Source organism: Variovorax sp. LARHSF232 (assembly GCF_052871435.1).
Map to the genome: position 1 here is coordinate 154,110 of NZ_JBIXJS010000004.1, position 12,375 is coordinate 166,484.

At 70.0% G+C, this 12,375-nt stretch carries 11 protein-coding genes; 5 read left to right on the top strand and 6 right to left on the bottom strand.

Going from position 1 to position 12,375, the window contains the following annotated elements:
• Window positions 1–49: 49 nt before the first annotated feature.
• Both ACIPRI_RS12915 and ACIPRI_RS12920 read right to left on the bottom strand, forming a co-directional pair.
• On the bottom strand, window positions 50–841 hold the full coding sequence (locus tag ACIPRI_RS12915) for a L,D-transpeptidase family protein (RefSeq protein ID WP_446621851.1): 792 nt from the start codon (window positions 839–841) through the stop codon (window positions 50–52).
• Between the two features lie 130 nt (window positions 842–971).
• Window positions 972–1,712 carry a TetR/AcrR family transcriptional regulator gene (locus ACIPRI_RS12920; protein WP_446621852.1) on the bottom strand — a complete coding sequence of 247 codons (741 nt, stop codon included), beginning with the start codon at window positions 1,710–1,712 and terminating at the stop codon, window positions 972–974.
• 117 nt (window positions 1,713–1,829) lie between these two features.
• On the opposite strand from ACIPRI_RS12920, the gene ACIPRI_RS12925 reads away from it, so the two are divergent.
• Genes ACIPRI_RS12925 through ACIPRI_RS12945 form a run of 5 tightly spaced genes read left to right on the top strand, consistent with a single transcriptional unit; the run spans window position 1,830 to window position 8,460 of the window.
• Entirely contained in the window at window positions 1,830–2,861 is a 1,032-nt protein-coding gene (locus tag ACIPRI_RS12925; RefSeq protein WP_446621853.1) for an HlyD family efflux transporter periplasmic adaptor subunit, read from the top strand.
• Entirely contained in the window at window positions 2,858–4,639 is a 1,782-nt protein-coding gene (locus ACIPRI_RS12930; RefSeq protein WP_446621854.1) for an ATP-binding cassette domain-containing protein, read from the top strand. Before ACIPRI_RS12925 ends, ACIPRI_RS12930 begins: the two co-directional genes overlap by 4 nt.
• On the top strand, window positions 4,636–5,796 hold the full coding sequence (locus ACIPRI_RS12935) for an ABC transporter permease (RefSeq protein WP_446621855.1): 1,161 nt from the start codon (window positions 4,636–4,638) through the stop codon (window positions 5,794–5,796). The genes ACIPRI_RS12930 and ACIPRI_RS12935 overlap by 4 nt, the downstream gene beginning before the upstream one ends.
• A 28-nt stretch (window positions 5,797–5,824) precedes the next feature.
• Window positions 5,825–6,955, top strand: a complete 1,131-nt coding sequence (locus tag ACIPRI_RS12940; RefSeq protein WP_446621856.1) for an ABC transporter permease — start codon at window positions 5,825–5,827, stop codon at window positions 6,953–6,955.
• Between the two features lie 14 nt (window positions 6,956–6,969).
• On the top strand, window positions 6,970–8,460 hold the full coding sequence (locus ACIPRI_RS12945) for an efflux transporter outer membrane subunit (protein WP_446621857.1): 1,491 nt from the start codon (window positions 6,970–6,972) through the stop codon (window positions 8,458–8,460).
• A gap of 16 nt (window positions 8,461–8,476) precedes the next feature.
• On the opposite strand, the gene ACIPRI_RS12950 is transcribed toward ACIPRI_RS12945, so the two are convergent.
• The 4 genes from ACIPRI_RS12950 to ACIPRI_RS12965 form a co-directional block, all read right to left on the bottom strand.
• Entirely contained in the window at window positions 8,477–9,883 is a 1,407-nt protein-coding gene (locus ACIPRI_RS12950) for a phenylacetate--CoA ligase family protein (protein ID WP_446621858.1), read from the bottom strand.
• A 92-nt stretch (window positions 9,884–9,975) separates the two neighbouring features.
• Window positions 9,976–10,224, bottom strand: coding sequence for a hypothetical protein (locus ACIPRI_RS12955; protein ID WP_446621859.1), 249 nt, complete (start codon window positions 10,222–10,224; stop codon window positions 9,976–9,978).
• A gap of 176 nt (window positions 10,225–10,400) precedes the next feature.
• A complete protein-coding gene (locus tag ACIPRI_RS12960) occupies window positions 10,401–11,123 on the bottom strand; it encodes an ABC transporter ATP-binding protein (protein WP_446621860.1) in 723 nt (240 codons plus the stop codon).
• The gene (locus ACIPRI_RS12965) at window positions 11,120–12,364 is read right to left on the bottom strand and encodes an ABC transporter permease (protein ID WP_446621861.1); all 1,245 of its coding nucleotides are present in this window, start codon (window positions 12,362–12,364) and stop codon (window positions 11,120–11,122) included. The genes ACIPRI_RS12960 and ACIPRI_RS12965 overlap by 4 nt, the downstream gene beginning before the upstream one ends.
• Window positions 12,365–12,375: the final 11 nt, after the last annotated feature.

Consider the following 12,375-nt stretch of genomic DNA (forward strand, 5'->3'; position numbering starts at 1 on the left):
CATGGCAACTTTCCCGGGCAGCGGCGTGGCGCGGCGGCGCCCGTCGCCTTCACTTGCGCGGCGCCGCGCGCACCGGCTGCGACCAGGCCGGCCGGCGGCTGGCTTGCGAGTCGACCACCACCACGTAGCGGCCTGCATCCGCTTCCGGCTGCTGGCGTGCCGGCAGCACCCACTGCGGCACACCGTCGGCCTGCAGCGCCAGGTAGTCGGCGTCCAGCACGCCGTATTGGTCGAGCAGACGGTTCAGCGAGGCCGGCATGCGGATGCAGCCCTTGGACTGCACCGTGCCCAGCCGCGGCTCCAGGCGCCGCGGATCCGTGGCGTGCATCAAGAGGCGCATGGTGCCCATGCCGCCATTGCCCCATAGCCGCCGCGCCTGCTGCCAGCCCAGGTCGAAGACGCGCATGTCCTTGGCGCCGAAACCGCGGATGCCGTTCGCGTTGTAGGTGCCTTCGGCCCGGTAGTCCGGGTTGTCGGGCGCATGCGCAAAGACGCCCAGCGGCGTTTCGAAGTGGTCGAACTTGCCCGGTCGTCCGGTGGACACCGGCGAGGCGCCAATCAGCTGGGCCGCCTGCCCATTCGCTGCGACCCAGTAGATGAAGATGGCTTGCACGCGCGGATTGCGGTCGACCAGCACCAGGTACTGCGCCCGCGAAAGGGAGGCGCCGGCCTCGCGCAGCGCTGTCAGTGCCATCGCGCTGTAGCGGGCCGCTTCCGCTTCGGGTGGCGTGAGGCGTGGCGTCACTTGGGCGCGGTAGGCGGCGCGCAGCGATTCGGGGCTGGCATGCGCCGGCCCTGACCCGGCCGCCAGCACGAAGGCCATGGCCAGGGCACCGAGCACGGCCGGCGTCAGACGAAGTCCTACACAATCAAGGCGCATCTCTTACAAGCCCGAGTGGCTTGAGTCGAACTATCCAGTTCGACACCGGACCGTGCCCAGAGTTCGCGCCGTGCAGCGCACGCGTCACCGCTCAGCGCCGGCCCGGCTGCGCGGCGCGGTGCGCATGGGCCATGGCTTGCAGCCCGCCCATGACGTAGCGCAACAGGTCGTCCCGCAGGCCCTGCGGGTCCTGCACCAGCGCGGGCAGCAGCTTCTCGGGTCCTTCGCGCGGCGCGACCATCAGCACGATGGCCGGCAGCACCACGAAAGCCACCGCCCGCTGCACGGCGGGATGGCTGTCGGGCAGGCCCAGCACCTGGCCGATCAGGGCGCGCATCACCGCGGCCTTGGGGCGAACGGCCTTTTCCACCAGCGTGGGCAGCATGGCGGACGGCGAGAGCACCTCGCGCACCATCACCCGAAAGCCCCAGGGCGCATTGCGCGTGGCCGACATGCCGACCACGCGCGCCAGCACCATGCTCAGCTTGTCTTGCGCACTGACATCGGCGTCCTGCGCGATGGCCAGCAGTTCGTCCAGGTTGACGATCTGGCGGTGCGCCTCGATCAGCACCGCTTCGTAAAGACCTTCGCGGCTGCCGAAGTGGTAGTTGATCGACGCCATCGGCGTGCCGGCGCGCTGTGCGATCTCCTTGGTGGTGCCTTCGGCGAAGCCACGTTCGGCAAAGAGCTGGCCGGCGGTTTCCAGCAGATGCTGGCGCGTCGCCTGGCCGCCGGGGCGCGGCGTGCGGGCGGGCGGGGCGGTCTTGCTGGCTGGCGGCGCGCCGGTCTTTCGGGGCGCTGCGCGCGTCTTTCGGGGGGCGGCGGCTTTCATCCGGTTGCGCAAATATGTTTGAATTTAAATTCAGATTCGATAAGATCCAGTCTACTGCTTCCCGATTGCGTCTACAACACGCCCCATCGCATATCGCACGCGAGGACCCCAAGCGCCATGAACAAGAAGCCTCTCATTGCCGCCGCCGTGATCCTGCTGGCCGGCGCCGCGGCCCTGGCCTGGTGGCTGCAGCGCACGCCGGACGCGCGCAGCGAGCTGGTGCTGTACGGCAACATCGACATTCGCCAGGTCTCGCTGGCCTTCAACGGCAGCGAGCGCATCGCCCGGCTGGCGGTGGAGGAGGGCGATCCCGTGAAGGCCGGCCAGGTGCTGGGCCAGCTGGACATCCGCACCCTGCAGCTGCGCGCCGAGCAGTCGCGTGCCCAGATCGCGGTGGCGCAGCAGGCGCTGGCGCGGCTGCAGACCGGCAGCCGCCCCGAGGAAGTGGCGCAGTCACGCTCACAGGTGGCGGCGGCCGAGGCCGATGCCAAGCTGGCGCAGCAGCAGCTGGAGCGCGTCCAGTCCATCGGCCAGAGCACCGGCGGCCGCGCCGTGAGCCAGCAGGACCTGGATGCGGCGCAGGCGCGCCGCAAGGTGGCGCAAGCCCAGCTGGAAAATGCGCGCAAGGCGCAGCAGCTGGTCGTGACCGGGCCGCGCAAGGAAGACATCGCGCAGGCCCAGGCGCAGCTGGAGGCATCGCGTGCGGCCCTGGCGCTGCTGGATCACCAGATCGCCGAGTCCACCCTGAAGGCGCCGATCGACGCCGTGGTGCGCGCGCGCCTGATGGAGCCCGGCGACATGGCGTCGCCGCAGCGCCCTGTCTACACGCTGGCCATCACCGATCCCAAGTGGGTGCGGGCCTATGTGGCCGAAGCCGACCTGGGCCGCATCCGCCCCGGCATGGCGGCCCGCCTGGTCACCGACAGCCATCCGGACCAGCCGCTCGAGGGCCGCATCGGCTACATCTCTTCAGTCGCCGAGTTCACGCCCAAGACGGTGCAGACCGAGGAGCTGCGCAGCAGCCTGGTCTACGAGGTGCGCGTGCTGGCCGAGGATGCCGGCGATCGTTTGCGCCTGGGCATGCCGGCCACGGTGCGCATCGCGCTGGATGCGGATGGGGATGCCGCCAGAAACGGCCAGCGGCCATGAACGAAGACAAGGCGCCGGCGCTCGTTGCCCAGGGCCTGCACAAGCGCTTTGCCATCAAGGGCAAGGCGGCGCCGGTGGTCGCGCTGCAGGATCTCAGCTTGCGCGTGCCGGCCGGTGCGCTCACCGCCTTCGTCGGGCCCGACGGCGCGGGCAAGACCACCCTGCTGCGCCTGGCCGCCGGACTGTTGCGCGCCGACGAGGGCAGCCTGCAGGTGCTGGGCATCGACGTCGCCAAAGAGCCGCAGGCGGTGCAGGACCGCATCAGCTACATGCCGCAGCGCTTCGGCCTTTATGAAGACCTGAGCGTGCAGGAGAACCTCGACCTCTACGCCGACCTGCATGGCGTGCCGCGCGACGAGCGGCGCGCGCGCTATGCGCGGCTTCTGGAGATGACCGACCTGGGCCGCTTCACCACGCGCCCGGCCGGCAAGCTTTCCGGCGGCATGAAGCAGAAGCTCGGGCTGGCCTGCACCCTGGTGCGCTCGCCGCAACTGCTGCTGCTGGACGAGCCCACGGTCGGCGTCGATCCGCTGTCGCGCCGCGAGCTGTGGCAGATCGTCGAGCAGCTGGTGCAGGACGAACACTTGAGCGTGATCGTCAGCACCGCCTATCTCGATGAAGCCGAGCGTTGCGCACAGGTCTTCGTCATGCACGAGGCGCGGCTGCTGGCGCAAGGCACGCCCGGACAGATCCGCGAGCAGGCGCAGGGCCTTTGCTTCGTGGCCAAGGCGCCGCCGGGCATGCCGGCGCGCAGCCTGCAGGCACGCTTGCTCGATGCGCCGGCCGCCATCATCGACGCGGTGCCCGAAGGTGGCGACGTGCGCTTCATCCGCCGTGCCGGCGCCGACGCCCAGGCGCTCGAGGCGCTGCTGCAGGGCGCGCCCGCCGAGCCAGTGCCGGCGCGGCTGGAAGACGGCTTCATGGTGCTGCTGCGTGCCCAGCAGCCGGCAAGCTCGACGGCAACGGCAACGGCACCCGCAGCGGACGCGGCAAGCGCCGCGCCTTCCGGCGAAGTGGTCATCGAGGTCAAGGACCTGGTGCGCCGCTTCGGCGATTTCACCGCCGTCGCCAGCACCAGCTTCCAGGTGCGGCGCGGCGAGATCTTCGGCCTGCTAGGCCCCAACGGCGCCGGCAAGACCACCACCTTTCGCATGCTGTGCGGCCTGCTGCCGGCCAGCAGCGGCTTCCTGCAGGTGGCCGGCGTCAACCTGCGCCATGCGCGGGCCCAGGCGCGCAGCCGCATCGGCTATGTCTCGCAGAAGTTCGCGCTGTACGGCAACCTGACGGTGGCCGAGAACCTGTCTTTCTTCGGCGGCGCCTACGGCCTGCGCGGCGAGCGCCTCGACCGGCGGGTGCGGGCGGTGCTGGAAGAGTTCGACCTGAGGGGCCAGGAAGACGCCACCAGCGGCCAGCTGCCGGGTGGCTACAAGCAGCGGCTGGCCATGGCGACCGGCCTTTTGCACGAGCCCGAGATCCTGTTCCTGGACGAGCCCACCAGCGGCACCGACGCACTGGCGCGGCGCGAGTTCTGGCGCCGCATCACCGCGCTGGCGGCCGCGGGCGTCACCGTCATCATCACCACCCACTTCATGGAAGAGGCGGAGTATTGCGACCGCATCGTGATCCAGGACGCCGGCAAGCTGCTGGCCATCGGCACGCCGCAGGAGGTGCGCGCCAAAGCGATTCAAACACCGGGGCGCCGCCCCAACATGGAAGACGCCTTCATCGGCATCGTGAGCCAGGCGCGGGCGCAGGCCGGGCAGGGGGCTGCTGCATGAAGCCCGAAGACGAATCGGCCACCCGCTCGCACGCCCTGGTCCGGCTGGCTGCCCTGACGCGCAAGGAAACGCGGCAGCTGCTGCGCGACCCGAGCAGCCTGGCCATCGGCATCCTGCTGCCGATCATCCTGATCCTGCTGTTCGGCTACGGCCTGTCGCTGGACGTGAAGAACGCGCCGCTGGCGGTGGTGATGGAAGACGCGTCGCCCACCGCCGCGCAGGCGGTGGCCGGGCTGTCGCTCACGCCTTACATCTCCCCGGTGCCGCTGGCTTCGATGCATGAGGCCGAAGCGCTGCTGCGGCAACACAAGGTGGACGGCATCGTGCGCGTGCCGGGCGACTTCGCCAGCCGGCTGGCGGCGGGCGACGCGCGCATCCAGATCGTGGTGAACGGCGCGGATGCGAACAAGGCCAACACCATCCTGCGCTACGCCGGCGCCGCGCTGGGCGGCAACGCGCAGCGGCAGGCGGATCGAGCGGGCGGTTCGCTGGCTGCTGCCGACGGCATCGGCTCGGTCAGCGTGGAGCCGCGCCTGTGGTTCAACAGCGCCAACACCAGCACCTGGTACCTGGTGCCCGGCCTGGTGGTGCTGATCATGACCCTGGTGGGCGCCTTTCTCACCGCCCTGGTGATGGCGCGCGAATGGGAGCGCGGCACGCTGGAGGCGCTGTTCGTCACGCCGGTGCGGCCGGCCGAGATCCTGATCGCCAAGATCATTCCCTACTTCGGCATCGGCATGGCCGGGCTGGCCCTGTGCCTCGCAGCCGCGCGCTTCCTGTTCGAGGTGCCGATGGTGGGCTCGCTGCTGCTGCTGGTGTTTGCGTCCATGCTCTACCTGATCGTGGCGGTGGCGATCGGCCTGGTGATCTCCTCGGTCACGCGCAACCAGTTTCTGGCCAGCCAGGTGGCGCTGTTGTCCAGCTTCCTGCCCTCGCTGCTGCTGTCGGGCTTCCTGTTCGACCTGCGCAACGTGCCCTGGCTGGTGAACGTCATCGGCCACATCCTGCCGGCCACCTATTTCATGGAGCTGATCCGCGCGCTGTTTCTGGCCGGCAACATCTGGCCGCTGGTCCTCAAGAACTGCCTCGTCCTCATCGCCTACGCGGTGGGCCTGCTCACCGTGGCGCGGCTGGTGACGCGCAAGCGATTGGACTGAGCCATGCCAAACGGATTGGACTGAAGCCATGCCAACCGCTCTGGTCGATTTTCTGCTGCGCGTGCTCAACCTGTGCCGCAAGGAGCTGCGGGTGATCCTCAAGGACCCGAGCAGCCGGGTGATCCTGATCGTGCCCGCCATCATGCAGAGCCTGATCTTCGGCTACGCCGCCACCTACGACCTGAAGCGCATCGACTACGCGCTGCTCGACCAGAGCCACGGCGCCGCGGCGCGGCAGCTGGTGGCCAAGCTGGAGGGCGGCGGGGTGTTCCGCCGCGCCATGACCCTGCGCTCGCCGGCCGACATCGCGGCACCCGTCGATCGCGGGGAGGCGCTCCTGGTGCTGCACATCGGCCCGCGCTTCGAAGCGCAGCTGATGGCGGGCCAAAGCGCACCGGTGCAGGTCATCGTCGATGCGCGCAACTCCACCACCGCCAGTGCGGCCGTGGGCTACGTCACCCAGGTGGTGGCGGACTTCAACAGTGAATGGCGCACGCGCCACGGCGGGATGGCCGCACCCATGCGCGTCGAGTCGCGCGCCTGGTTCAACCCGAACCTGGAGACGCGCTGGAACTTCATGCCAGGCCTGGTGGCGGCGCTGAGCATGCTGCAGACGCTGCTGCTCACCGCGCTGTCGGTGGCGCGCGAGCGCGAGCAGGGCACCTTCGACCAACTGCTGGTGACGCCGCTGTCGCCCACCGAGATCATGATCGGCAAGGCCATTCCGCCGGTGCTGATCGGACTGGTGCAGTCCACCATCGTGCTGGCCGTGTGCGCGCTGTGGTTCCGCATTCCCTTTGCCGGCTCGCTCTTCACGCTGTATGCCGGGCTGGCCTTCTTCACCGTGGCCAGCGTGGGCATCGGGCTGTCGATCTCGGCGGTGTCGGCCAACATGCAGCAGGCCATGCTCTACACCTTCGTCCTGATCATGCCGATGATGCTGCTGTCGGGCCTGACCACGCCGGTCAGCAACATGCCCGAGGCGCTGCAGATCGCCACCCTGGTCAACCCGCTGCGCTTTGCCATCGACCTGGTGCAGCGGGTCTATCTGGAGGGCGTGGGCTTCGCCACCGTTTGGCTCAACCTGCTGCCGCTCCTGGCCATCGCGGCTGTCACCCTGCCGCTGGCGGCCTGGCTGTTCCGCCATCGGCTTGTCTGATCGCGAGGACGTTTATGACTTACCAACTTTCCCTTCGCATGTTGGCCGCCTGCGCGCTGCTGGCCGGCTGCGCCGTCGGTCCCGACTTCCAGCCGCCGGCCAACGAGGCGCCGGCCGACTTCGCGAGCTGGCATGGCGGCGCCGATGAACTCCTGAGCCAGGCGCAGCGCCCGGGCCAGCCGACGGCGGCGCCGATCCGCTGGCAGGCCTTCGCCGACCCGGTGCTCGAGCGCCTGCAGGCGCGTGCGCTGCTCGCCAATGCCGACCTGCAGACCGCGGCGCTGCGCTTTGCCCAGAGCCGAGCGCAGGGCAGGGCGGTGCGCTCCCAGGGCCTGCCGCAAGTCGGTGCGAGCGGCGCGGCCATGCGCCTGCGCGAAAGCGAGGACGGCGATTTCGCCCGCATCATCGGCACCCTCAACCCGGCGGGAAAAGATGCGGCGGTCAAGGTGCTGAGCGAGCCGCATGACATGTTCCAGGCCGGCTTCGATGCGTCTTGGGAGCTGGACCTGTGGGGCCGGGTGCGGCGCGCCATCGAAGCGGCCGACGCCGACGAGGCGGCATCGCGCGCATTGCTCCAGCAGGTGCAGTGGAGCGTGCAGGCCGAGGTGGCACGGCGCTACTTCGAGCTGCGCTCGGCGCAGCATCAGATTCGCATCGCCCGTGCCGACATCGAGGCCGGGGAGCAGACCCGGGCCCTGGTGCAGGCGCGCACGGCCGGCGGCATGACGAATGCGCTGGACCTCAGCCGCCAGGATGCGCAACTGGCCGACGTGCGTGCGCGCCTGCCGCAGTTCCTGGCGCAGGAGGCACTGGCGGCCAACCAGCTCACCCTGCTGGCAGGCGAACGGCCCGGCGCATTGGCGGCCGAGTTGGCGCCGCTGGCATCGGCGCAGGCCGCCGCCTTGCCCGACCTGTCGCTCGGCCTGCCGTCGGAACTGGCCCTGCGCCGCCCCGACATCCAGCGCGCGCAGGCGCAGTTGCACTCGGCCACCGCCGGCATTGGGGTGGCGGTGGCAGACCTGTACCCGCGCATCGTCATCGGCGCGAGCTTCGGCTTCGAATCGGTGGATGCCAGCACTTTTGGAGACTGGGGCAGCCGCGCATGGTCGATCGGGCCCAGCCTGCAACTGCCCATCTTCGACGGCGGCCGGCGCCGCGCCACCGTCACGCTGCGTCAGTTGCAGCAGCAGGAAGCGGCAGTGGCCTACCAGCAGACGGTGCTCAAGGCCTGGCACGAGATCGACGACGCGTTGAGCAGCTATGCGGCAGAGCGCCAGCGCAATGTGCAGCTCGCCGCCATGGAAAACGCCAGCCGCGATGCCTGGGAGCTGGCGCGGGTGCGCTGGGAACACGGCATGACCGATTTCCTGGTGGCGCTGGACGCGCAGCGCACCTTGCTGCAGGCGCAACGCGCCCATGCCGACAGCAGCGCCCGGCTGGTCCTGGGCCTGGTGGCGGTGACCAAGGCGCTGGGCGTGCAGCCTGCTGCTGCTGCGGCAAGCTGAAGAGAAGCGGGCCGTCTCAACGCTGCGCCGCCCGGCGCGCGCCGGATGCCACCACGCGAGGCACCTTGCCGCCGCGTCCGACCAGGCTGGCCTCGGCGCTGCAGCAGCGGATCTGCACGCCGCGCGCGCCCTGGCGCTGCAGATAGGCGTCGAGGGCGCGCCGCCCGCACTGCAAGGCGGCGTCAGCCGAATCGCCTTCGAGGCCGGTGCGCAGCAGCAGCGCGCAGGGCCCTTCCTGCACCAGCTGGAAATCGAACAGGCCGGCCTCGCTTTCCAGCACGGTGCACAGGGCCAGCGGGAGCACCGAGATGCGCTTGGCCCCGGCGCTGCCGCCCAGGCGCAAGGTATCGTCGCTGCGGCCTTGCACCTGCAGCAGCGGCAGGCGGGAGCCGCAGCTGCACGCGTGCGGCAACAGGCGCACCCGGTCGCCCAGGTCGTAGCGGATCAGCGGCTGCACGTGGTTGGCCAGGTTGGTCAGCAGGGTGGTTGCGCCGGCCTCGCCGTCCGGCACCGGCCGCCCGCCTTCGTCCACCGATTCCAGGATGACCCAGTCGCTGTTGAGATGCAGGTGCCCCTGCGTGCATTCGGACGCCAGCGACAGGAACTCGGAGGCGCCATAGCTGTTGCTCACCGGGCAGCCGAAGGCCTCTTGCACGAAGTGGCGCATGGCGCCCGACAGCGCCTCGCCGCCGGTCCAGACCTCGCGCACCGGCGCGTGCAGCCGGCCGGCCTGGCGTTCCTCGGCCAGCAGCACCGCCGCGCTGGGGTAGGTGGCGAGGATGGTGGGCGCCAGTGCGTTGAGCTGCGCCACCAGTTGCGCCATCGGCTGCAGGAAGCACAGGCTGTGAAGGCGCGGCGCCAGCACCGGGTTCAGCCCGCGCAGCCGCTCGATCGACACCGTGCTGGCGAAGTGGCCGTTGGTGGCGCCGACAAAGGCCATGCGCTCGGCCAGCCAGAACGGATCCAGCCAGGGCTGCAGCGGGCGCAGGCGTGGCCGGCGCAGCGCCTCCAGCGCGTCGTAGACGGCCATGGCGCCGGCGTCCTGCACGAAGATGCAGGGCTCGCCGCTACTGCCTGAGCTTTCCCAGACGGTGTAGCGCGCCATGAAGGGCTGTCCGATGCGCGCCGGGTCCTCGATGAAGGCGCGCAGGGCACGAAGGCGCAAGTGCGGGTCGGCGACCCAGTCGTCGAAGTTCTCCATCAGTTCGCGCTTGCGGGTGATCGGCAGTGCGGCGAGCGGTGCCTGCTCCGGTGCCCCGCTGCCGCGCAGCAGGCGACCGAACAGGCGCGAGTGCTGCGCCGCGCTGCGCAGCAGGGCCGCCAGCCGGTGCGCGCGCAGCGCGGCCCGCGCGGCGGCATCGGCATGGCTGGCGGCCGACACCTGCGCTGCCAGAGTCAGCGAAAGCCACGGATCGAAGGGCATGCCCCATTCAACGACGGATGCGGCCGCTGCGGCCGCGGCGACTCATCCGGTTTCACCCGTTGCATCGACTCCGCAAGTAGTGTGAACAGGCCCTAGTGCAACAGGCTGGGCCGCACGCTCGGCCAGGCGACTTCGCGTCCCATCATGGCGCGCGCGTAAAGGTAGTTCTGCAGCGCCCGCTCGCTCAAGGCGTCCATGTCCACATGGCCCTCCGCATCGCATGGAAAGGCATAGCCGCGGTGGCCGGCGTAGAGGGCCTCGAAGCGCAGTTCGAAGGCGGCGCAGGTGGTGCGCGTGGCGCCGATGGCGTTGGCGGCGATGGCGGCAGTCGAGGCGTTCATGGCGATCTCCTTGGCGCTTCCCCCGCGCCTGGGACTGGATGCAGGCGCCGACGGTGGTGCCCTTTCAGCTTCCAGACGAATGGAGGGCACCTGCTTCCAAGGTAGCGCCGCAGCGCGCCGACACGCATCCCCACAGCGGATGGATTCGCCAGTGCAATGGCAGTAGGCCGCTAGCGCTATGGCTGGAACGCGGGCTGCCAGCCCAGGTCGATGCGGCCGTCGACGATGCCGATGCGCCGGTCGGCTACCGAGGCGAATTGGGTGTCGTGCGTGACCGCTACCACGGTCTTGCGGTGGCGGTTCCCGTCGGCGCGCGTCAGCGCGCGCAGGATGTCGCGCACGTTGGTGCTGGCGGCTGAATCGAGGTTGCCGGTGGGCTCGTCGGCCAGGATCACCAGCGGGTCGTTGGCCAGGGCGCGGGCGATGGCGACGCGCTGGCGCTGGCCGCCCGAGAGCTGGCTGGGCCGCTTGTGCTGCTGGTCTGCCATGTCCAGCCGCTCGAGCAGTTCGCTGCCGCGTGCCAGTGCCTGCGGCTCCGTCAGCCGGCCCAGCTTGCGCATCGGCAGCAGCACGTTGTCCAGCGCGCTGAATTCGGGCAGCAGGAAGTGGAACTGGAACACGTAGCCCAGCCGTGCCAGCCGGAAGTCGGTGAGCATGCCGTCGTCGAAGCGGCTGGTGTCCTGGCCATCGATCCAGATGCGGCCCGTGCTGGGCACGTCCAGCAGGCCCAGCAGGTACAAAAGCGATGACTTGCCCGAGCCCGAGGGGCCCATCACGCAGACGAACTCGCCGCGCTCGACCACCAGGTTCACGTCTCTCACCAGCGTCACCGGCACCTCGCCTTCCAGGGTGCGGGTGACGTCTTCGACGCGGATCACCGGGCCTGCATTCGACGTCATGCCGCGCCCCGCAGGATCTCCACCGGCGCCAGGCGCCCGGCGCGGCGCGCCGGCAGCCAGGAGGCCGCCAGGCAGGACAGCAGCGCGAAAGCGGCGGCCAGCGCGTACTGCTCCACGCCCCAGAAGATCGGCAGATGCACCACCTCGGTCACGCCGGGCGGCCGGATCTCGACCCGGGACAGGACCCGCATCAACCCCAGGCCCAGCGCCACGCCCAGCGCGCTGCCGATGAGCCCCACGATCAGCCCTTCGAGCAAGAAGATGCGGCGCAGGTCGCGCGGATGAAAGCCCATCGACTTCATGATGGCGATGTCGCGCGTCTTCTCCATCACGATGGTGGAGATGGTGTTGTAGATGCCGAAGGCCGCCACCACCAGGATCGCCGAGACCACGCTGTACATGATGATGTTGCGCACCAGCAGGAGGCTCAGCAGGTCTTCCGAGGCCTCGATCCAGGACACCGACTTGTAGCCGCCGCTGCCTTCGATGCTCTTGGCCACGCGCTGCGCCGCGTAAGGGTCGGTGAGCTGGATGATGATGCGGTTGACCCGGTTCTCCCTCCCCAGCAGTGCCTGCGCGCGCTTGAGCAGCACGAAGGCCTGGCCTTCGTCGTAGGCCGAGTTGCCGGTGCGGAAGATCCCCACCACCCGCAGCGGGCGGCTGCTGCCGTCGGACGCCAGCACGTTGAGCGTGCCGCCCAGGCGCAGGCTGAACTTGTCGACCAGGCCGCGGCCGATCACCACGCCGTTCGGGTCGGCCGCCAGGGCGTCGAGCGAGCCCTCGGTCATCTTTTCCTCGATGGTGCTGACGTGCTTCATCTTCTCCGGCAGCACGCCGGACAGTTGCACGCCTTGCTGCCGGCCGGCAAAGGTGAGCACCGCCGCCTCGGACAGCACCGGCGCCGCGCGCAGGCCGGGCAGCGCCTCGATGGAGGCCAGGCGCTCGGGCCAACCGCGGATCCCGCGGGTCTCGCGCAGCGGCCGCACGTTGTGCACGCTGACGGCCCCATCGGGCCATTGCAGTTGCGCCGGCTGCACGCGGCCCTGGCGCACCTCGTCGTAGACCGTGATGTGCGGGCTGTTGTCGACCAGGCGCTTGAGGAAGTCGCCCTCGGAGCCACGCATCAGGCTCGACACCGCCAGGAAGAAGGCCACCCCCAGCACCACGCCGGTGAGCGAGACCAGGGTCTGGCGCCGGCGGCCCTTCAGATGGGCCAGGGCGATATCCAGGGCGATGGCCATCGCATGCCTTT

What these genes read in the sequence shown, in the direction of transcription:
- ACIPRI_RS12940 (WP_446621856.1), top strand. Translation starts at nt 5,825, where the DNA reads ATGCCAACCGCTCTGGTCGATTTTCTGCTGCGCGTGCTCAACCTGTGC.
- ACIPRI_RS12930 (WP_446621854.1), top strand. Translation starts at nt 2,858, where the DNA reads ATGAACGAAGACAAGGCGCCGGCGCTCGTTGCCCAGGGCCTGCACAAG.
- ACIPRI_RS12960 (WP_446621860.1), bottom strand. Translation starts at nt 11,123, where the DNA reads ATGACGTCGAATGCAGGCCCGGTGATCCGCGTCGAAGACGTCACCCGC.
- ACIPRI_RS12950 (WP_446621858.1), bottom strand. Translation starts at nt 9,883, where the DNA reads ATGCCCTTCGATCCGTGGCTTTCGCTGACTCTGGCAGCGCAGGTGTCG.
- ACIPRI_RS12965 (WP_446621861.1), bottom strand. Translation starts at nt 12,364, where the DNA reads ATGGCCATCGCCCTGGATATCGCCCTGGCCCATCTGAAGGGCCGCCGG.
- ACIPRI_RS12920 (WP_446621852.1), bottom strand. Translation starts at nt 1,712, where the DNA reads ATGAAAGCCGCCGCCCCCCGAAAGACGCGCGCAGCGCCCCGAAAGACC.
- ACIPRI_RS12955 (WP_446621859.1), bottom strand. Translation starts at nt 10,224, where the DNA reads ATGAACGCCTCGACTGCCGCCATCGCCGCCAACGCCATCGGCGCCACG.
- ACIPRI_RS12935 (WP_446621855.1), top strand. Translation starts at nt 4,636, where the DNA reads ATGAAGCCCGAAGACGAATCGGCCACCCGCTCGCACGCCCTGGTCCGG.
- ACIPRI_RS12945 (WP_446621857.1), top strand. Translation starts at nt 6,970, where the DNA reads ATGACTTACCAACTTTCCCTTCGCATGTTGGCCGCCTGCGCGCTGCTG.
- ACIPRI_RS12925 (WP_446621853.1), top strand. Translation starts at nt 1,830, where the DNA reads ATGAACAAGAAGCCTCTCATTGCCGCCGCCGTGATCCTGCTGGCCGGC.